Genomic DNA, 18,205 nt, shown 5'->3' on the forward strand with positions numbered 1-18,205 from the left:
GTACGGATGACCGAAGGCCGTTCCCCGCTCATTCGGCGGGCGGCGACGAAGATCGTGGCCGTGCTGATCGGCCGATGGTCGTTGTCGCCGACCACGCATTTCGGTCGCCCCCGGAACATGTTCGGTCCGGTGAACCCGTGTCCGAGCAGCCAGTGGCAACGCCGGCCGTGGCATTTGGGATCTAACCGGAGATGTCGGCAAGCCGCTTGCCTTGTTGGTGGCAACTGCATTGACTACGCTGAATGAAACGGACCGATCTGCTTGGCCGGATGGCACGCCTGGCGAAGCGGTACGGCTTCGAGTTCTCGAAGACGCCCGACGTGCATGGTGGCAGTCACGACAAGTGGTACGTCCGAGGGGATGCGGTCATCGTGCCGCGTCATGCCGAGGTCAACGAGTTGACGGCCAAGGGCATCCTCAGGGAGTGGGACGCGCTGCTCGCCGAAGCTCAGCGGAACATGAGCCAGGATGACGAGGAGGAGGCCAAATGAGCGAGTTTCGAGTCACGGCACAGCGGTCCGACGGCTGGTGGGCGTTGGAGATCGAAGGGCCGGGGCTGCGACGTCCGGCGCATACCCAGGCGCGGCGGCTCGATCAGGCCGAGGAGACGGTACGTGATCTACTGGCCGTCCGTTTCGACGTCGGCCTCGATGATCCGGTCGCGGCTACCTGGCAGATCACGGTGGTTCCCGTTCTGGGGGAGGAACTCGCCACGGAGGTCGCGCGGACCAGGGAAGTCCGCCGGGAGGCCGATCGGCTACGTGACGACGCGGTCAGTCGTTCGCGCCAGGCCGCACGCCGCCTGCACGACCAGGGACTTCCCCATCGGGATATCGGCGTGCTGCTCGGCGTCTCCCACCAGGCGGTCAGCAAGCTCCTCGCCGGTTAGACCCGCAAACCGGCCATCTTGAGGGCCGCGGGGTCGGAACGCCGCATATTTTTCAGGACAGCCGCTTGTCGTGGACCCGCGGTGGGTTCTGAACGGCTGCCCTGCGGATGGGCTGCTTCGTGTTTGAGTACCGGCTCTGACCTCGATCGCTTCAACTCGTGCGGCGACTGGAGAGGCGAGGACCGGCCCTTGGTCGTTTGGCAGAGATGGGGGAGGCAGTGGGCGTTTAGAGGTCGTTTCTGGGGTGGGGGTGTTCATAGCCGTCTTTGAGTATGACAATGAGTAGTCATTTGGCTACTCGAAGAGGAGGGGCTGTGGGAGCGAAGGAAGAGGGCGGCCCACCTTCTGCGGTAACACCAGGTATCTCAGCTTTTGTCCGTACCTCAGCGGAAGACCCCCGTGTGGCCGAGTGAGTAGCGGCCGGGCTGGGGGTAGATGGACAGGCCGTGCGGGCCGGCGCCGACGGGGATCTTGCGGATGAGGCCGCCGTTCTCGGTGTCGAACACGTAGACCACCCCGTCATAGCGTCCGGACAGCCACAGGCGGCGGCCGTCGGCCGACACGCCGCCCATGTCCGGTGAACCGCCGCCGGGGATGTGCCAGGTGTCGATCGGGCTGCGAAGGGCGAAGGAGACGACCGAGACCGATCCGGCGCCCCGGTTGGAGACGTACAGCACCTTCGAGTCCCGGCTGACGTAGAGCCCGTGCGCGCCCGCGCCGGTCTTGATGAAACCGGTGACCCGGAACTCCCCGGCGTCGACGAGCCACACGCCGTCCTTGGCCATGTCGGCGACGTAGAAGGTGGTGCCGTCCGGGGAGAGCTTCACGTCCTGCGGCATGTTGGGGTACGGCATGTGTCCGTGCCGCATGGCGTCGTGCGCCATGTCGTGCTCCAGCTCGTACGACGCGTTGTCGCCCTGCGGGGCCGCGCGCCGGATGCCCTTGCGGCGGGTGGTGCCGTCCGCCAGGTCGATGACGGCCAGGACCTTACGGGCGGCCGTGTCGATGACCACCAGCTGGCCGGAGAACTCGCAGCTGCCGAGGAGGAGGGTCCCGTCGGCGGTGAAGTCCGCGTGGTTGATCCCCCGGCAGGGCATGTGCAGCGAGTGCCGGAGCCGCATGGTGCGCGGGTTGAGGAAGTCGAGCCGGTTCTCCCGCTCGGCCATCACCAGGGCGGTGCGGCCGTCCGGGGTGAAGTACAGGTTGTAGGGGTCGTCGACGAACACCGGCTTGCCGACCTTGCCGGTCATGGGGTTGATCGGCGTCAGGGAGTTGCCGTCGTTGTTGTTGACCCAGAGCGTCTTCAGATCCCACGAGGGGACGACGTGCTGCGGCCGACGGTCCACCGTGAAGGTGCGGAGCACCCGGTAGGTACGCGGGTCGATCACGCTGACGGTGTTGCTCTCGCTGTTGGGCACGTAGACCCGCTCGGGGAACCTCGCCACGACCGGACTGAGCATGCCGGGCCGGTCGTGGGCGTAGACGTCCACCGGCGCGGCCGACGTGGTGGCCGGGGCGCTCGCCGCACCGCCCGGCGAGGTGGCGGCCGGCGTCCCACCGGCGGCCCCGGCGTGGTGAAGCGGGCCCGGCGCCGACGCCGGTCGCTCGCCCGCACAGGCGGACAGGACGCACGCCACCAGCCCGACCAGGGGGGTGATCACACCGGGCCGTCTCCGCTCACTTCTCAGCCGCCGCATGACCCACCCCTTCGACCCGACGCCGACTTTTGTCGACTATGGAAACGCTAGGAGCGGGTAGGTCGGCAGATGTTCAACCCGTGGTTAGTGTGGTGCTCGCTTTTTTCCGTAATTTGCCCTGGTGGCGGTGTTCCGCGGCGGGGCAAGGAGACCGCCACCGCCGACATCCGTGCCGCTCTCGCTGAATACAAGAAAATCTCAGAGGGAAAAAGTAATCGCGTCGCCCGAGCGCGGAACGGCCTCGGCTCTGGATTCCCCAAGCCCACACCACGGCCGCCTCGGTTTCCTCGGGGCCGTCATTGCCCCACCTCCGTACTCCGTTGGCGCACGGTGGCGGGGTCAACGCGTACGGGTCACGTCCGGGTCCCGCCGGGCGGCTCGGTGCCGGGACCGGCCGGGGTGAGCGGCCCGTCGTCCTCGCGCAGCACGTCGTCGGCCATCTGGTCGTACTCGGCCACCCGGCTCCTGCCCGCCTCGCCGAGCTGCTCGACCACCGCGGCGACCAGCGTCTCCAGCAGCGCGACCGCCGGGGTCAGCGAGTCGAACGGGGAGGGCGAGCGGACCTGGGCGGGCAGCACGACGTCCGCCACCGTGGCGGCGGGCGACAGCCACGGGTCGGTCAGCAGCACGATCTTCACGTTGCGCGCCGCGGCGGCGCGGGCGAAGGCGATCGTCTCGCGCTGGTAGCGCCGGTAGTCGAAGAGCACCAGCACGTCGCGGCGGCCCATGTCGAGCAGGTGGGCGGCGTGGTCGGCGGTGGACCCGGCGATGTAGGTCGCGTTGGGACGCAACTGGTGCAGGTGGGCGATGAGGTACTGGGCCAGGATGGTGCTGAACCGGCCACCGGCCGCCGAGATGCGGCGGCCGGGGTCGGCCAGCAGTTCCGCGGCCTTGACCAGCTCCCCCTCGGGAAGCTGGTCGAAGGTCATGGCGGTGGCGTCCAGCAGCACCCGGCGGGACCGGCTCAGCACCCTGCCGGTGTCCTCCTCGGCACTGCCGTACTGGGCCAGGGGAGAGGAGTAGCGCTGCTGGGTCTCGCGCTTGAGCGCCTGCTGCAACTCCGGGTAGCCCTCGAAGCCCAGCCGGTAGGCCAGCCGCAGCACGGTGGCCGGGCTGGTCTGGGCCTGGCTCGCGACGGTCGCCAGCGGCTCCAGACCGGCGGTCGGGTAGCCCGCGAGCAGGGTGCGGGCGACCCGCTGCTCCGCACGGGGCAGCTTGGGCAGCACGTCGCGGAGCTGGGCCGCGACGGTGCGCGGCTCAGGGGTGCCGAGCATGTTGCCTCCTCATGGACGACCGCCGGATCGTGCGGCGCGTCGCAAGGAAGGGATCATGCCACGAACCGTACGAAAAGAGAACGCCGTACTCGGATCGAGCGCCGCCCGCCGGACGTCCACCGCCCACCGCCCATCGGCGGTTCCCAGCCTCGCGGCCGTCCGGTGCTCACCGCTCGTCCGCGAGCCCGCACCAGTCGATCGCGGTCAGCGCGTAGGTCTTCGCCGACTGCACCAGCTGGGCGATCTCCACGTACTCGTTCTCCGCGTGCGCGGTGTAGCCGACGCCCGGGCCGTACACCAGGCCGCCGATGCCCTTGCGGTCCATCCAGGTCAGGTCGCACACGCCCATGAAACCGGTCGTCAGCGGCGGCTGCCCGCCGGCCGCCGTGGTGTGCGCGCCGACCAGCGTCGCGCTCAGCGGGGCGTCGTCGGGCAGCGAGTACGGCGGCCAGAGCAGCTTCCACTCGAACACCGGCGGGTGCTCGCGCAGCCACGGGTCGGTGCGGCAGGCGTCCATGACCCGGGACTCGATCTCGGCCATGACCTCCTCGTTGGACCGGTCGGGGTGGTGGTAGACGCAGTACTCCACGACCAGCTCGTCGGCGAGGAAGAAGGGCACCAGGATGCCCGAGGGGTTGGCCCGCAGCACGCCGGGCAGCAGGTTGAAGTAGCCGGGCGGGAAGAGCGGGTGCCGGTTGTGCCGGGCCCAGTCGTCCTCCAGCGCGCGCAGCGCCTGGTAGACGACCCAGAACTTGTCGACGGTGTTGACGCCGAGCGCGTCGCCCTCCAGGGTCGGGTGCACGGTCATGCCCCGCAGCCCGGAGTGCGCGGTCTTGCCCTCCAGGGAGACGCTGAACCAGAGCAGGCCCGGCGTCACCGGCACCGATGCCGGCAGGGTGCCCGCCTGCCCGGACGGCTCGCAGACGATGGCCGCGTCCGCGCCGAAACCGGCCTCCAGCACCGCGGTGGTGCCCGCCTCGTGGTCGCCGACCTCCTCACCGACGACGCCCTGCAGGACCAGGTCACCGGCCAGGCGCACGCCGGCCCCGCGCAGCGCGAGGGCCGCGTAGGCCGCGGCGACCAGGCCGCCCTTCATGTCCGTCGCGCCGCGCCCGATCACCGCGTCGTCGGTGACCTGGGCGCGGAACGGGTCGCCGCGCCACCGGTCGAGGCGGCCCGGCGGTACGACGTCGACATGCCCGTTGAGCAGCAGCGACCGGCCACCGCCGGCGCCGGACACGACGCCGCAGGCGTTGTCGCGGCCCCGCTCCACGGTGACCTTGGTGACCTCGGCCCCGGCCTCGGCGTACAGGTCGCCGAGCAGCGCGCTGACGTCGCCCTCCGCCCCGACGATCTTGTCGTACTCCTGGCCGGGGTAGCGCGGGTTCACGCTGGGGATGGCGATCGCGTCGGCCAGGCTGGAGACCATCCGCTCGGCGAGCAGGTCGACCTGCTCCAGCACTCGGCGGGTCACGTCGTGTTCGGTGGTCATACGGTCTCCTTCGAGGTGGTGGGAAGGGGCTCCGGAGCGGGGGGGCGGGGCCGCCGGAGCGAGGTGAGGACGGAGTTCGCGATGCCGGCCAGACCCTTGGGGGCGATCCAGAGCACCACGAGGATCAGCATGGCGATCACCATGTCGCGCCAGGCCCCGGCGTCCTGCAGCATGTCGGAGACCAGGGTGACGACCACGGCGCCGACGATCGGCCCGTAGACGCTGCCGCTGCCGCCCAGGAAGATCATGCTGAGCAGCAGGGTCAGGTAGCCGAAGCCGAAGACGTCGGTGCTGACCACGCCGTTGAGGAAGGCGTTGAAGCTGCCGGCCACCCCGGCCACGGCCGCGCCGATCATGAAGACGATCAGGTGCTGGCGCACCCTGGAGACGCCCCGGCTGGTGGCCAGCGCCTCGTTGTCGCGAAGTGCCAGCAGTGACATGCCCAAGGTCGAGCGGGTCAGCACCCGTACCAGCACGGTGACCGCGAACAGCAGCGCGGCACCGAGGAAGTAGTAGCCGATCCGGCCGTCGGCCCGCAGGTTGACGTCGCCCAGGCTGAGGCGGGGGATGCCGACGATGCCGTTGGATCCGCCGGTCAGGCCCGCCTGCCCGAGCACCAGGTAGATGCAGAGCTGGGAGAAGACGTACGTGGCCAGGCCCACGTAGATGCCGCGCAGCCGCAGCACCGGCAGGAACGCCACCAGCGAGGCCAGCAGGGCCGACAGCCCCGAGATCGGCAGGGCCAGCCACGGATCGATGCCGGTGCGGGTGGCCAGGATGCCCGTGGTGTAGGCGCCGATGCCGAAGAACCCGATCTGGGCGAAGTTGAAGATGCCGGCGAAACCGAGGGTGAGGTTCCAGCTCATGGCGAGCACGCCGTACATCGTGAAGAGGATCAGCAGCAGCCGGGCGTGCGGGTCGGTGAAGACCAGTGGCAGGGCCACCAGGACTATCGCGTAGACCGGCCAGCCGGCCCAGGAGCGCAGGTTGGTCATGACGTTCACGCGCTCCTCACCTTGGTCCGCAGCAGTCCCTCGGGTTTGACCAGCATGATCACGAGCATTGCGAGGAAGACCAGGACCGGGCTCCAGGAGAGCCCGAAGTAGTAGGTGGTGACGGCCTCGAGCAGGCCGATGGCGTACGCGCCGGCGATGGTGCCCGCCAGGCTGCCGGCGCCGCCGAAGGCGAGCACCACGAAGGCCCGCAGCAGCGGGTCGCCGCCCATGCCCGGGGAGATGAACTGCATGCTGCCGAGCAGCGCCCCGGCCACGGTGGCCAGGCCGATCGCGACCACGACCACGAAGACGTAGACCCGGCGCGGTGCGATGCCGAGTAGCTGGGCGTGCTCGCGGTTCTGTTCCAGCGCCCGTACGGTCAGCCCGATGCCGGTGCGTTTGAGGACCAGGGCCAGCAGGCCCACCAGCAGCGGGGCCAGCAGGATCGTGACGAGCTGGCTGCCCTGGGCGACCGCCCCGGCGACCTCGACGCGCGCGCCGCCGAACGGCGGGAGCTGCTTGATCTCCGGTCCCCAGATCAGCTGGGCGCCGCTCTGCAGCAGCATCGTGGCCGCCAGCGTGGCGACCATCACCAGCATGTCGCCTCCTGGGCGCCGGATGAACGGGCTGACCAGCAGGAACTCGTAGGCCAACCCGAGCAGCGCCATCGCCGCCACGGCGCCGAGCAGCGCGACCACCACCGGCAGCCCGCCGGCGTCGAGCAGCGTCCAGGTCAGGTAGGCGCCGAACATCATCACCGCGCCGTGCCCGAAGTTGAAGACCCGCAGCGTGGACCAGATCAGCGTCAGCCCCGCCGCCATGAGCATGTAGAGGCCGCCGAGGACGAGCGTGCTCGTCACGATGACACTAATGCCGTCCATCGGCGGTCCCTCCCAGGAAGAGCGACATCATCTCGTCGCGGCTGCGGCTGCCGTCCGACGCGCCGCTGTCCACCACGTCGCCGTGCAGGACGACGTGGTAGCGGTCGGTCAGGTCGAGCACCAGGTCCATGTCGCCGTCGATCAGGATGACCGACGAGACCTCGGCGCGGACCCGCACGATGCACTCGCTCAGCTCGTGCTTGACCTTCGGTGACAGGCCCAGCGTGGGCTCGTCGAGGATCAGCAGCGTGGGCCGGGCCATCAGGCCCATGCCGAGGCTGGCCATCTGGCGTTCCCCGCCACTGAGCGTGCCGGTGAGTTGCCGGCGCCGTTCCTTGAGCTTGGGGAAGACCGAGAACACCTGGTCGATCCCGTCCCGCCAGGTCGAGGAGTGCCCGCTGGAGGACGCGGAGAGCCGCAGTGCCTCCTCCACGGTCAGTTGCGGGAACAGCCGCGAGCCCTGTGGCACGTGGATGAGCCCGCGCCTGACCAGGCTGCCGGGGGACTCGCCCCTGGTGTCCCGTCCGGCGAAGGCGATCGTGCCGGAGGCGGCCCGGTGCAGGTTGGAGACGCAGCGCAGCAGCGTGGTCTTGCCGTGGCCGTTCGGCCCCAGCAGCCCGATCGCCTCGTTCTGTCCGACGCGCAGCGAGATGCCGCGCAACACCTTCGCCTGGCCGTAGCCGGCGGTGAGGTTCTCCACGGTCAGCAGATCGCTCATCGCGCGGCCCCCGGTCCCAGGTAGGCTTCGACGACCCTCGGGTCGGACAGGACCTCGGCCGGCCGGCCGGTCACGATGATCCGGCCGCTGTCGAGGACCGCCATCCGGTCGGCGAGCGCCTCCAGCACCGACAGCACGTGCTCGATGATCACCATGGTGACGCCCGTGCCGTGCACACCGGCCAGCAACCGGATCAGCGCGTCCTGGTCGGCCGGGTCGAGGCCGGCCGCGGGCTCGTCGAGCAGCAGTACCGAAGGGCCGCTGACCAGCGCGCAGGCGATCATCAGGCGTTTGCGGTCGATCAGCGAAAGCCCGTCGGCCGGGCGGTTCAGGTCGCCGCCGAGCTCCACCGCGTCCAGCGCCTCCCGGCACCGGGCGGGGTTCCAGCGCCTGGCCCTGCCCGCGCCGCCGTACGCCGAGCCGATGCGGACGTTCTCCAGCACGCTCAGCGACTCGAAGACGGCCTCGGTCTGGAAGGTGCGCTTGAGGCCGGCCTTGGCGATCCAGCGCGGCGAGCGGTTCTGGATCTCGTGGCCGTCGAAGATCACCTTTCCGGAGTCGGGCTGGATCGGGATACCGGTGAGCAGGTTGAACAGCGTGCTCTTGCCCGCGCCGTTGGGGCCGGCCAGGCCGAAGACCTCGTCGCGCGTCACCGACATCGAGACGCCGTCGACGGCCCGCAGGCTGCCGAACGACTTGCCGACCTCGTGCGCGGCGAGGATGACCTGCGAGTTCCCGGTCACGACGCGACCTGCCCCGGTCCGCGCCAGTCGCCCTGGGCGAGGAAACCGCCGTCGACCGGGAGCAGCACGCCGTTGACGAACGAGGCGTCCGGGGCGACCAGGAACGCGACCGCCGCGGCGATCTCGTCCGGCGAGCACTGCCGTCCGGCCGGCTGGCGGGCCGCCGCCGCCTCGCGCTGCCGCAGGGACTCCGCGGCGGCCTCGGCGTCGAGCAGGCTTCGCGAGTCGCCCATGTCGTTGTCGACGTAGCCGGGCAGCACGGCGTTGACCCGGATTCCCCGCGGGCCGCCCTCGATGGCGAGCTGCCGGGTCAGGTTGGCGATGGCGCCCTTGGCCGCGGAGTAGGCGGGGAAGGCCGGCAGGCCGGTGACCCCGAAGACGGACGACAGGTTGACCATGGCGCCCGCCCCGCCCGCGGCCAGCAGCGGGAACGCCGCCCTGGCACACAGGAACGTCCCGGTGACGTTGACGTCCATGACCCTGCGCCACTCGGAGATCGGTACGCCGGTGACGCCGCCGCCGCTCTCCGCGATGCCGGCGTTGTTGACCAGGATGTCCAGGCCGCCGAACTCGTCCGAGACCCGTGCGAACAGCGCCTCGACGCTGCCCTCGTCGGACACGTCCGCCGCCTGGAACACGCACGCGGGGCCGTCCCCCGACAACTCCAGGGCGGTACGTGTCCCGCGTTCCACGTCGACGTCGGCGATCATGACCCGCGCCCCCTCCGCGCGCAGGCGGTGCGCGATGGCCGCGCCGATCCCGCCCGCCGCGCCTGTGACCAGGGCGCGTTGCCCGGTCAGAGTGCTCGCCATCGCGATATCTCCCTCAATCTGCTGGTACTCGTGGTGTTGGTCGGCCATGCTGGGCCGCGACCGGGTGGCCGTCTCGGCCGGCCTGTCTCATCCGCCGGGCAGGCCCACCCCGTACGGCTTCATCCGGTCGACGCCGGGGGACCACGCTCCGCCACCGCGCCGCGCGATGCCGTTGGGCCGGGCGAAGTGCCAGGTGGTGGGCTCCTCGGTGACGACCTGGACGTCGAACCCGGCGGCGGAGAGGTCGGCTGAGGCTCCCGCGTCACGCGAGTCCAGCCAGACGCGGTCGCCCTCGGCGTGGATCCTCGGCGCCGAGATCGCCTCCTGGAGGTCCGCGCCGTCACGCCAGCGGGCGGCGATCTGGGCGACGGCGGAGATGATCCGCCGCCCGCCCGAGGCGCCGAGCGTCGCCTCGGCGTCCCCTGGGCCGGTCAGGACGACGGGGCTGACCGCGCTGAGCCCGGCCGAGCCGGGAGCGACGCTGGTCACCCGGCCGGGGCGGGGGTCGAAGTACATCATCCCGTCGTTCAGCACGATGCCGGTCTCCGGTTCCACCATGCGGGAGCCGAACAGGTCGAGCACCGTCTGGGTGAGCGAGACCGTCATGCCCTCGTCGTCGACCGCCGACATGTGCGAGGTGCACCCCGCCCTGGCGGAGCCGCCGGGAGGCGCGGGAGGGCTGTTCCCACCCGCGGTCCAGTGGGCCACCATCTCGTCGGCGTACTCGGGGGAGGCCAGCCGGGCCCAGCTCGCCGGACCCTCCTGGGAGGTGGTGACCTCGCGCAGCCGGTCCTCGAACACGTGGGACAGCACCCGCGCCCACAGGCGAGCCCCCGGATCCAGCCCACGCCGCCGGGCGGCCTCGACCAGTTGCAGTGCCTCGATCACCGAGATCACCCCGGTGGCGTGCGGGCCGTACAGCCGCATCGGGCCGATCTCGACGGGAGGGACCTCGGACTCGTCGACGGTGTACCCGCTGAAGTCCTTCTCCGACAGCAGGCCGCCGGCTCCGGTGACCGCCGTCGCGATCGCGCGGGCGGCCCGGCCCAGGTAGAACGCGTCAGGACCGCCGGTGCCGATCTCGCGGAGCACCCGGGCCAGCCGGGGCTGGACGAGCCGGTCGCCGGGGCCCTGGGACGGGCCGCGCAGCGGCAGGCCGTCGGGCAGGAAGAGTTCCGCGGAGGAGGGGAAGGCCCGCAGTGTCCGGGCCTCGGCGCAGATCGCCGAGGAGGCGAACCAGCTGGTCTCGTGCCCCGCCTCGGCCAGTTCGATCGCCGGGGCGAGCACCTGGGCCAGTGGCAGGCGGCCGAACCTGGCGTGCGCCCGGCACAACGCGGCGACCGCTCCGGGGACGCCCACCGACAGTGGCCCGACGATGTTCGCATCGTCGCGCACGGCCGGCCAGTTGTACAGGCCGGTGCCGGTCGCGGACGGTGCGAGGTCGAACATCCGCGGGTGCGCCAGGCCCGGGGCCCGGATCGGGCCGCACACGACGGTCGCGGCCGGGGCGCCCGGCTCGCGCACCACCAGCCAGGCGCCGCCGCCGAGCCCGCTCATGTAGGGCTCGACCACTCCGGTGGCGAAGGCCGTGGCGACCGCCGCGTCCACGGCGCTGCCGCCGGCGCGCAGCATCGACGCCCCCGCGCGTGCCGCCCTCGGGTCGGGCGCGGTGACCATCCCGCCGGCTCCCGGGGCAGGGCCCGGCTCAGCCCTGCCAGGCATCGGCGATCTCGCTCAGCGTCGCGAACCAGACGTCACCCGCCGCCAGCATCCGCTCGATCAACGCCTCCAGGACGAGCAGGTGGTGGGCTCGGCCGATGGTCTGCGGGTGCATGGTGAGCACGTAGACCGCGCCGGGCACCCGCTGGTGGGCGTAGTCGAAGATGGTGTTCCAGCGGTCTTCCATGTCGCGGTGGGAACCCAGCGGGGAGACCCCGGCGACGTACTCCACCGAGGGCCAGTCGTCGAGATACCACGACACGGGGATCTCCACGATCCGGCTCTCCGGGCCGAACTCGCTGGCCGACTCGTAGTTCACCGTGACCCGCCGGGGCCGGTACGGCTCGAACTCCCGGCCCATCAGCGAGCTGTCCCAGTCGAAGCCGAACTCCTCGAGCAGGTCCAGCGTGCTCTCGGAGAAGTCCCAGGCGGGCGAGCGGTAGCCGCGGGGACGGCGCCCGACGACCTGCTCGTGCTGGCGCAGCGCGACCTCCATGAGCCGGCGCTCCTCGTCGGGCCCCAGGTCGGGCACGACCTCGTGGTAGCAGCCGTGCGCGGCGATCTCGTGCCCGGCCGCCAGGATCTGCTCGATGCGGTGCGGGAAGGTCACCAGGTCGTGGCCGGGGGTGGCCCAGGTCGCCGGCAGGTGGTTGCGGCCGAGCAGCTCCAGCAGCCGGGGCACCCCCTGCTCGGCGCCGAAGTCACCACGCGACAGGTAGGACGGCGACGTGCGGCCCATGGTGCCCATCCAGGGGGAGTGGGCGTCGAAGTCAAAGGTCAGCGCCACGGCCATCCGCCTGCCTGGCGGTAGCGCCAGGGGAGCCGAGGTCACTTCTTCATCCACGGCGGGAGCCGGAAGGAACCCGACTTGTACTTCTCAGGGGCGATCAGCACCCGCTTCTCGTCCTGGAACTGGAAGGACTGCAGCGGCACGTAGTCGTCGCCCTGCTTGGCCAGGTGCGTGGCCTGGTCGAACGCGATCCGGCCGGAGGCCCGCTCGCTGTCGCTCTTGCCGATGGCGGCACCGATCGCCAGCGCGTCATCGGGGTCGCCGACCTCGCGCAGCGCATCGGCGTAGATCATGGTCTCCACGTACGTCATCACGCCCTGCGGGTCGACGTTGTCGGTCCCGTACGCGGCCTGCCAGTCCTTCTGCAGCTGCGCGGCCGGCGCGTAGCTGGGCGAGGGCACCATGCCCGCGAGGTTGTTGAACAGCACGCCCTCGGCCTGCTGCTTGGTCAGCTCGAAGAACTGGGGCTGGTTGGGGCCGTACTGCATGAAGACCAGGGACTCGGTGGGCTTCTGCAGGAACTGCTGCAGGAAGCTGGCCTCGTTGGAGACCTGGTAGTCGGTGTTGACGATGAAGTCGGGGTCGGCCGAGCGGATCTTCCCGAGGACCGTGCCCCAGTCGTTGACCGTGCCGAACGGCACCTTCTCCTGGCCGGCGATGCTCCAGCCCTTGGCCTTGAAGTGCTCGACCAGGCCGTTGGCGATGTTCTCGCTGTAGGGGTTGTCGGAGCGGACGATGAACGCCGACTTGTTGCGCGGCTTCCACAGCCCCTGCTCGGCCCAGGACTCCGCCAGGTCGACCGGCTCGGTGCCGTAGGCGTCGTAGTCAGGGGTGATCGACCAGACCGTGGGGTACTTCGCCGGGTCCTTCTCGATGATGGCCTGGGTCTGCGCGGTGTTGCCGCCGATGAGGTAGACCTTCTCCGCCGCGGCGAACTCGTCGATCTCGAAGTTGGACGTGGAGGCGTAGCCGGTGACGACCGCCTTCACCGACTCGTCGTCGGTCAGGGTCTGCACGCCCTTGGTCACCGCGTCGTTGGACTGGCTCTGCACGTCCACGACCTTGAGCTTGAACGTGTACCCGTTGACGCCACCGGCCTCGTTGAGCTGCTTGACGGCCAGCTCGGCCCCCTGCTTCATGCCCAGGCCGTCGGATGCCAGGCCCCCGGTCAGCGGGGCGAGCAGGCCGATCTGGATCTCCTTCGCGCCGGCCGCGCCGCCGGTCTCCGCGGCGGAGGTGTCGGGGGAGGTGGAGGAGCACGCGGTGAGCGCCGCCAGGGCGCCGGTCACCGCGACGGCGGTGGCCGCCCGGATGGGCGTCCGGGGACGGAGGAAGGGGGAACGGGCCACGGTGAAGCCTCTCTGCGTCTGTGGGACGAGGGGACGAACGTATGCGGGACATGCCGGAGGGCGTTACATGTCTGTTTTGCAGCGTTCTGTCACTGTCGACAATTGAAACGTACGTTGCATCTTGTGGCAAAGGCTAGACCTGTAAAAGGTTTGTTACTTAAACTCGATCCGCCGTACCGCTCTGATCTCGTAAAACGTGGATCAGCTCGGCGGCAGGGCCGTTCCGGCCAGGAAGCCTCCGTCCACGTCGAGAACACTCCCCGTGATGAAGGAGGAGTCGGGATCGGCGAGGAACACGCACGCCCGCGCGATCTCCGCCGGCGTGCCCATGCGGTGCACCGGCTGCCCGGCGACCAGTGCCGCCACGTACTCGGCCGAGAGCGCCGCGGTGGCCGGGACCTCGATCAGCCCGGGGGCGACGGCGTTGACGGTGATCTGTGACGGGGCGAACTCCAGCGCCAGGACCCTGGTGAGCATCTCCACCGCCGCCTTGGACGAGCAGTAGTGGGCGGCGCCCACCCGGGCCGAGCGGGCCGCGCCGGAGGAGACGTTGACGATCCGGCGCCCGCCCCCGAGGGAGCCGGAGGTACGGGCGAAGGCCTGTGAGGCCAGCATCACGCCGCGGACGTTGACGGCGAACACCTCGTCCCACTCCGCGGCGGTCATGTCGAGGACCGGGGTGTTCGGATAGACCCCGGCGCAGTTGACCAGCACGTCCACTCCGCCGTGCAGGGCGGTCGCCTGCTCGAAGGCGGCGGTCACCGACCCCGGGTCACGCACGTCCAGGCGCACCGCCGAGGCCGCCGCCGGTGAGCCGCCCGGGACGGCGGCGAGTTCCGCGGTGACCCTCGCCATGCGCGTCTCGTCGAGGTCGGCGACGACGACCGTCGCCCCCGCCTCGTGGAACGCCCCGGTGATGCCCCTGCCGATGCCCTGGGCTCCGCCGGTGACCAGGACGACCGCCCCGTTGAGCCTGCCGGGAGAGAAGCTGTCCGCCATGAGATGCCTTCCGGTGATGCCGGGCGGGAGCGGCCTCCTGCCGGCTCGACACGTATGACCTGGGCGGCTTCTGTCAGGGCTACCAGGTAACACGCATGCTAAGTTTCATTCCGCCGTCTTGACCATACATGTGAACCATATGTTTCACTTAGGGCGGCCGGGACGCGAGGTGCGGACCGGACTGGGAGGAGAGAGCCGATGACGACAGGGACCGCCTTCGTGGCGACCTGTGACCTCGCGGCCCAGGTGCGGGGCCGGGCTACCCCGGTGGCCCGGCTGGACCAGACGTTGCGCACCGGAGTTGGGTGGGTCCCCGCCAATCTGGCGCTGACCTGTTTCGGCCACCTGGTCGACGACAACGTCTTCGGCTCGGTGGGCGACCTGAGGCTGCTCCCCGACCCCGCGACGGCCGTCGACCTGCCCGCCGACGGCCCGGTACCGGGCACCCGGCTCTACCTCGCCGACCAGACCGGTCTGGACGGCAGCCCCTGGCCCGGCTGCCCGCGCGGCTTCCTCGCCCGCGCGCTGGCGGACCTGAGGGAGATCGCGGGCCTTGAGGTGAACGCCTCCTTCGAGCACGAGTTCATGCTCGGCGGCCAGGCCGAGGCACCGCCCTTCTCCTTCCAGCGCCTGCGCGGCGCTGAGCCGTTCGGCACCGACCTGGTCGCGCTGCTGGAGACGGCCGGGCTGGAGCCGGAGAGCTGGCTCCCCGAGTACGGGGACGGTCAGTTCGAGATCACCCTGCGGCCCGCCCCCGGAATGGTCGCCGCCGACCGGGCGGTCCTGCTGCGCGAGCTCGTCCGCGACCTCGCCCGCCGCCGGGGGCACTCGGTCACCTTCGTCCCGCTGGCCGACCCCGCGGGCGTCGGCAACGGCGTCCACGTGCACTTCTCGCTCCGCGAGGTCGGTGGCGGCCCGGTGATGTTCGACGCCGGAGCACCCGGCAGGCTCTCCTCGACCGCGGCCAGGTTCGCGGCCGGAATCCTGCGGCACGCCGGTGCGGTGGTGGCCGTCACCGCGCCCAGCGTCGGCTCCTACCTGCGGCTCACCCCGCATCGGTGGAGTGCCGGCGGGGTCTTCCTCGCCGAGCGCAACCGCGAGGCGCTGCTGCGCATCGCGCCGACCGTCGAGATCGGCGGAGCCGACCCCGCGGGCCAGCTCCACCTGGAGTACCGGGCGGCGGACGCCACGGCCAATCCGTGGCTGGTGCTCGGCGTCCTGATCCGCGCCGGCCTCGCGGGACTGGCCGGGGCCGAGCCCGCTCGGGTGTGGCCGGAGACCGCGACCGAGGCCGACCTGGCCGAAGAGCCCGCGCTCCCCGGCTCCCTGTCTGAGGCCCTCGCCGCGCTGGAGGCCGACGAGGTCGCCCGAGGCTGGTTCCCCCACGAACTGCTCCACACGTTCCTCGCCGTGCGACGGGCCGAGCTGGCCTGCGTCAAAGGCCTGCCCGACCACGAACTCTGCCGGAAGGTCGCCGATGTCTACTGAGAACTTCTCCGGGGACGCGGCCGGCGACCTGGAGAGCGTGCTCGCCACCCTGCCCCTGGTCGACCACCATGTGCACGGTGCCTCCTCGGGAGACCTGGGCCGCGGTGAGTTCGAGACGCTGGTGACCGAGTCCGACCGGCCGATCCCGGCCTTCATGACCCAGTTCGACTCCCAGCTCGGCTTCGCGATCCGCCGCTGGTGCGCGCCGGTCCTCGGCCTGCCCGCCCACGCCGCACCGGAGGACTACCTGGCGCGCCGCACCGAACTGGGCGCCGCCGAGGTGAACCGGCTGCTACTGGCCGCCAGCGGCATCGGCCGCTTCCTGCTGGAGACCGGTTATCGGGGCGACGACGTCCTGGACCCGGCCGGGATGGCGGAGGCGTCGGGGCGGCCCGCGCACGAGGTGGTCCGCATCGAGCGGGTGCTGGAGCAGGTGGCCGCCTCGGGGGTCTCGGCCGCGGAGCTGCCGGGCCGCTTCCGCGAGGAGTTGGAGCGCCGCACCGCCGACGCCGTCGGCCTCAAGAGCATCGTCGCCTACCGGCACGGTTTCGCCTTCGACCCGGCACCACCCGGCGACCGGGAGGTCGCCCTGGCGGCCGGCCGCTGGCTGTCCGCCGGTGAGGCGAGCGGCCAGTGGCGGGTGGACGACCCGGTGCTGCTCCGCCTCGGACTCTGGGCCGGGGTGGAGCGCGGGCTGCCGCTGCAGCTGCACGCCGGTTACGGGGACCCCGACGTGGAGCTGCACATGTGTGACCCGCTGCTGCTCACCCGCTGGCTGAAGCTCGTCGAGCCGCACGGCGTGGACGTCCTGCTGCTGCACTGCTACCCCTACCACCGCAACGCCGGTTATCTCGCGCAGGTCTTCCCGCACGTCTACTTCGACGTCGGTCTCGGCGTCAACTACACCGGCAGCCGGTCGGACGCGCTGATCGCCGAGTCGCTGGAACTCGCGCCGTTCGCCAAGATCCTGTTCTCCTCGGACGCCTGGGGCCCGGCGGAGCTGCACATGCTGGGGGCGCACCTGTTCCGCCGCGGGCTCGGCCGGGCACTGCGCGGGTGGGTCGACGCCGGCGAGTGGGCCGAGGAGGAGGCCATCCGGGTGGCCACCATGATCGGTGTGGACAACGCCCTGCGCGTCTACGGTCTGGAAGCGGCCAAATGATCGAGCCTACTGCCTTCGGCTCGGCCGCCGACTCCGTCGAGGCCAGGCTCCGGGTGGCACTGGAGCGGCGGCTGCCCGCCGCGACGGAGCTGCGCCGCCGGCTGCACGCCCGCCCCGACCTGTCGGGGGAGGAGGGGCCGACCCGCGACCTGATCCTGGCCGAGCTGCCCGGACGCCCCGTGGACGCGGTGGCCGACACGGGCGCGCTGGTGCGTGTCGGTGGCCCCGGGCCCGCGGTGGCCGTACGGGCCGAACTCGACGCGCTGGCGGTGACCGAGCAGACCGGCGTCGACTGGGCGTCCGGGAGGCCGGGCCGCATGCACGCCTGCGGGCACGACGTGCACCTCGCCGCCCTGGTGGCGCTCTGCCACGCGGTCGGTGACACTCCCGGAGCGCCCCCGCTGGTCGCGATGCTCCAGCCGCGCGAGGAGGCCTACCCCTCCGGCGGCTACGACATCGCCCGGTCGCCGTCGCTGGCGGAGCACCAGATCACCGCCATCATCGGTGCGCACGTCCAGCCCACCCTGCCGCGAGGCGAGGTCGCGGCCACCCCCGGCACGGTGAACGCCGCCGCCGACGAGTTCACGGTCGTGGTCAGGGGCCGCGGCGGGCACGCCGCCTACCCTCATCTGACCAGCGATCCGGTACTCGCGCTCGCGCACGTCGTCGTCGCCCTGCAGCGGGTGGTCAGCCGTGACGTCGACCCGACCAGCTCGGCGGTCCTCGGCGTCTCCACGCTGGCGGCCGGCAGCGCGGCCAACGTGGTGCCCGACGAGGCCACGGCCGGCGGTACGGTCAGGGCGCTGAGCGAGCGCATCCGCGACCAGGTGCACGCCCGGCTGGAGGAGGTCGCGGACCTGGTCGCGCGGGCCCACGGCTGCGAGGCCAAGGTGAGCATCACCCGGGGGGAGCCGGTCCTGTACAACGACTCCGGGCTCGCCACCCGAGCCGGTGCCCACCTGACCCACCTGGGTCTCACGCTCTCGCAGCCGCTGCTCTCCTTCGGCGCCGACGACTTCTCCTATCTCTCCGCCGTGCTGCCCGGCCTGATGATGTTCGTCGGGGTCGGTGACGGCACGGACGTACGCATGCACAGCGCAGCCTTCCTGCCCGGCGACGACGCCGTACGCGATGTCGCGCTGGCCATGCTGGCGGGTTACCTCGCGGCGGCGGAGAAGATGTAGCCGCGAGGGGCGC

The 18,205-nt window shown here is 71.3% G+C and carries 17 protein-coding genes; 5 read left to right on the forward strand and 12 right to left on the reverse strand.

Features of this window, described 5'->3' with window-relative positions; translation table 11 throughout:
- Window positions 1-242 precede the first annotated feature (242 nt).
- Together ACQP0P_RS21290 and ACQP0P_RS21295 are read left to right on the forward strand one after the other, a co-directional pair.
- Window positions 243-491, forward strand: a complete 249-nt coding sequence (locus ACQP0P_RS21290; protein WP_433379724.1) for a hypothetical protein — start codon at window positions 243-245, stop codon at window positions 489-491.
- The gene (locus ACQP0P_RS21295; RefSeq protein ID WP_433379727.1) at window positions 488-889 is read left to right on the forward strand and encodes a hypothetical protein; all 402 of its coding nucleotides are present in this window, start codon (window positions 488-490) and stop codon (window positions 887-889) included. Before ACQP0P_RS21290 ends, ACQP0P_RS21295 begins: the two co-directional genes overlap by 4 nt.
- A gap of 383 nt (window positions 890-1,272) precedes the next feature.
- Here ACQP0P_RS21295 and ACQP0P_RS21300 read toward each other — a convergent pair whose 3' ends face one another.
- The 12 genes from ACQP0P_RS21300 to ACQP0P_RS21355 all read right to left on the reverse strand — a co-directional run bounded on the left by ACQP0P_RS21300 (window position 1,273) and on the right by ACQP0P_RS21355 (window position 14,358).
- The gene (locus ACQP0P_RS21300) at window positions 1,273-2,550 is read right to left on the reverse strand and encodes a hypothetical protein (RefSeq protein WP_433379730.1); all 1,278 of its coding nucleotides are present in this window, start codon (window positions 2,548-2,550) and stop codon (window positions 1,273-1,275) included.
- Window positions 2,551-2,939: 389 nt separating this feature from the next.
- Window positions 2,940-3,860 carry a MurR/RpiR family transcriptional regulator gene (locus tag ACQP0P_RS21305; RefSeq protein WP_433379733.1) on the reverse strand — a complete coding sequence of 307 codons (921 nt, stop codon included), beginning with the start codon at window positions 3,858-3,860 and terminating at the stop codon, window positions 2,940-2,942.
- A gap of 166 nt (window positions 3,861-4,026) precedes the next feature.
- Window positions 4,027-5,352, reverse strand: coding sequence for an ArgE/DapE family deacylase (locus ACQP0P_RS21310; protein ID WP_355551795.1), 1,326 nt, complete (start codon window positions 5,350-5,352; stop codon window positions 4,027-4,029).
- On the reverse strand, window positions 5,349-6,347 hold the full coding sequence (locus tag ACQP0P_RS21315) for a branched-chain amino acid ABC transporter permease (protein WP_433381993.1): 999 nt from the start codon (window positions 6,345-6,347) through the stop codon (window positions 5,349-5,351). Before ACQP0P_RS21315 ends, ACQP0P_RS21310 begins: the two co-directional genes overlap by 4 nt.
- Before the next feature lie 5 nt (window positions 6,348-6,352).
- A complete protein-coding gene (locus tag ACQP0P_RS21320) occupies window positions 6,353-7,228 on the reverse strand; it encodes a branched-chain amino acid ABC transporter permease (RefSeq protein WP_433379737.1) in 876 nt (291 codons plus the stop codon).
- A complete protein-coding gene (locus ACQP0P_RS21325; RefSeq protein WP_433379740.1) occupies window positions 7,215-7,946 on the reverse strand; it encodes an ABC transporter ATP-binding protein in 732 nt (243 codons plus the stop codon). Before ACQP0P_RS21325 ends, ACQP0P_RS21320 begins: the two co-directional genes overlap by 14 nt.
- Window positions 7,943-8,689: an ABC transporter ATP-binding protein gene (locus ACQP0P_RS21330; protein ID WP_433379743.1), complete on the reverse strand. Its 747-nt coding sequence runs from the start codon at window positions 8,687-8,689 to the stop codon at window positions 7,943-7,945. The genes ACQP0P_RS21325 and ACQP0P_RS21330 overlap by 4 nt, the downstream gene beginning before the upstream one ends.
- Entirely contained in the window at window positions 8,686-9,501 is an 816-nt protein-coding gene (locus ACQP0P_RS21335) for an SDR family NAD(P)-dependent oxidoreductase (protein ID WP_433379746.1), read from the reverse strand. The genes ACQP0P_RS21330 and ACQP0P_RS21335 overlap by 4 nt, the downstream gene beginning before the upstream one ends.
- Window positions 9,502-9,588: 87 nt before the next feature.
- Window positions 9,589-11,178 (reverse strand): gamma-glutamyltransferase family protein, encoded by a 1,590-nt coding sequence (locus ACQP0P_RS21340; RefSeq protein ID WP_433379749.1) that lies wholly within the window; start codon window positions 11,176-11,178, stop codon window positions 9,589-9,591.
- A gap of 28 nt (window positions 11,179-11,206) precedes the next feature.
- Window positions 11,207-12,052, reverse strand: a complete 846-nt coding sequence (locus ACQP0P_RS21345; protein ID WP_433379752.1) for a polysaccharide deacetylase family protein — start codon at window positions 12,050-12,052, stop codon at window positions 11,207-11,209.
- The gene (locus tag ACQP0P_RS21350) at window positions 12,049-13,359 is read right to left on the reverse strand and encodes an ABC transporter substrate-binding protein (RefSeq protein WP_433379755.1); all 1,311 of its coding nucleotides are present in this window, start codon (window positions 13,357-13,359) and stop codon (window positions 12,049-12,051) included. Before ACQP0P_RS21350 ends, ACQP0P_RS21345 begins: the two co-directional genes overlap by 4 nt.
- Before the next feature lie 201 nt (window positions 13,360-13,560).
- Window positions 13,561-14,358, reverse strand: coding sequence for an SDR family NAD(P)-dependent oxidoreductase (locus ACQP0P_RS21355; RefSeq protein ID WP_433379758.1), 798 nt, complete (start codon window positions 14,356-14,358; stop codon window positions 13,561-13,563).
- A gap of 198 nt (window positions 14,359-14,556) precedes the next feature.
- Between ACQP0P_RS21355 and ACQP0P_RS21360 the strand changes: the two genes are divergently transcribed.
- From ACQP0P_RS21360 to ACQP0P_RS21370, 3 genes are read left to right on the forward strand one after another with little or no spacing between them, the layout of a single operon-like run.
- Window positions 14,557-15,846 carry a glutamine synthetase family protein gene (locus ACQP0P_RS21360; protein ID WP_433379761.1) on the forward strand — a complete coding sequence of 430 codons (1,290 nt, stop codon included), beginning with the start codon at window positions 14,557-14,559 and terminating at the stop codon, window positions 15,844-15,846.
- A complete protein-coding gene (locus tag ACQP0P_RS21365; protein ID WP_433379764.1) occupies window positions 15,836-17,008 on the forward strand; it encodes an amidohydrolase family protein in 1,173 nt (390 codons plus the stop codon). Before ACQP0P_RS21360 ends, ACQP0P_RS21365 begins: the two co-directional genes overlap by 11 nt.
- Window positions 17,005-18,192 carry a M20 metallopeptidase family protein gene (locus tag ACQP0P_RS21370; RefSeq protein ID WP_433379767.1) on the forward strand — a complete coding sequence of 396 codons (1,188 nt, stop codon included), beginning with the start codon at window positions 17,005-17,007 and terminating at the stop codon, window positions 18,190-18,192. Before ACQP0P_RS21365 ends, ACQP0P_RS21370 begins: the two co-directional genes overlap by 4 nt.
- Window positions 18,193-18,205: the final 13 nt, after the last annotated feature.

Origin of the sequence: Streptosporangium sp. CA-115845 (assembly GCF_050943795.1) — a bacterium.
Lineage (GTDB): Bacteria > Actinomycetota > Actinomycetes > Streptosporangiales > Streptosporangiaceae > Streptosporangium.

What these genes read in the sequence shown, in the direction of transcription:
- ACQP0P_RS21310 (WP_355551795.1), bottom strand. Translation starts at nt 5,352, where the DNA reads ATGACCACCGAACACGACGTGACCCGCCGAGTGCTGGAGCAGGTCGAC.
- ACQP0P_RS21305 (WP_433379733.1), bottom strand. Translation starts at nt 3,860, where the DNA reads ATGCTCGGCACCCCTGAGCCGCGCACCGTCGCGGCCCAGCTCCGCGAC.
- ACQP0P_RS21340 (WP_433379749.1), bottom strand. Translation starts at nt 11,178, where the DNA reads ATGGTCACCGCGCCCGACCCGAGGGCGGCACGCGCGGGGGCGTCGATG.
- ACQP0P_RS21315 (WP_433381993.1), bottom strand. Translation starts at nt 6,347, where the DNA reads ATGACCAACCTGCGCTCCTGGGCCGGCTGGCCGGTCTACGCGATAGTC.
- ACQP0P_RS21320 (WP_433379737.1), bottom strand. Translation starts at nt 7,228, where the DNA reads ATGGACGGCATTAGTGTCATCGTGACGAGCACGCTCGTCCTCGGCGGC.
- ACQP0P_RS21325 (WP_433379740.1), bottom strand. Translation starts at nt 7,946, where the DNA reads ATGAGCGATCTGCTGACCGTGGAGAACCTCACCGCCGGCTACGGCCAG.
- ACQP0P_RS21355 (WP_433379758.1), bottom strand. Translation starts at nt 14,358, where the DNA reads ATGGCGGACAGCTTCTCTCCCGGCAGGCTCAACGGGGCGGTCGTCCTG.
- ACQP0P_RS21290 (WP_433379724.1), top strand. Translation starts at nt 243, where the DNA reads ATGAAACGGACCGATCTGCTTGGCCGGATGGCACGCCTGGCGAAGCGG.
- ACQP0P_RS21365 (WP_433379764.1), top strand. Translation starts at nt 15,836, where the DNA reads ATGTCTACTGAGAACTTCTCCGGGGACGCGGCCGGCGACCTGGAGAGC.
- ACQP0P_RS21360 (WP_433379761.1), top strand. Translation starts at nt 14,557, where the DNA reads ATGACGACAGGGACCGCCTTCGTGGCGACCTGTGACCTCGCGGCCCAG.
- ACQP0P_RS21335 (WP_433379746.1), bottom strand. Translation starts at nt 9,501, where the DNA reads ATGGCGAGCACTCTGACCGGGCAACGCGCCCTGGTCACAGGCGCGGCG.
- ACQP0P_RS21370 (WP_433379767.1), top strand. Translation starts at nt 17,005, where the DNA reads ATGATCGAGCCTACTGCCTTCGGCTCGGCCGCCGACTCCGTCGAGGCC.
- ACQP0P_RS21295 (WP_433379727.1), top strand. Translation starts at nt 488, where the DNA reads ATGAGCGAGTTTCGAGTCACGGCACAGCGGTCCGACGGCTGGTGGGCG.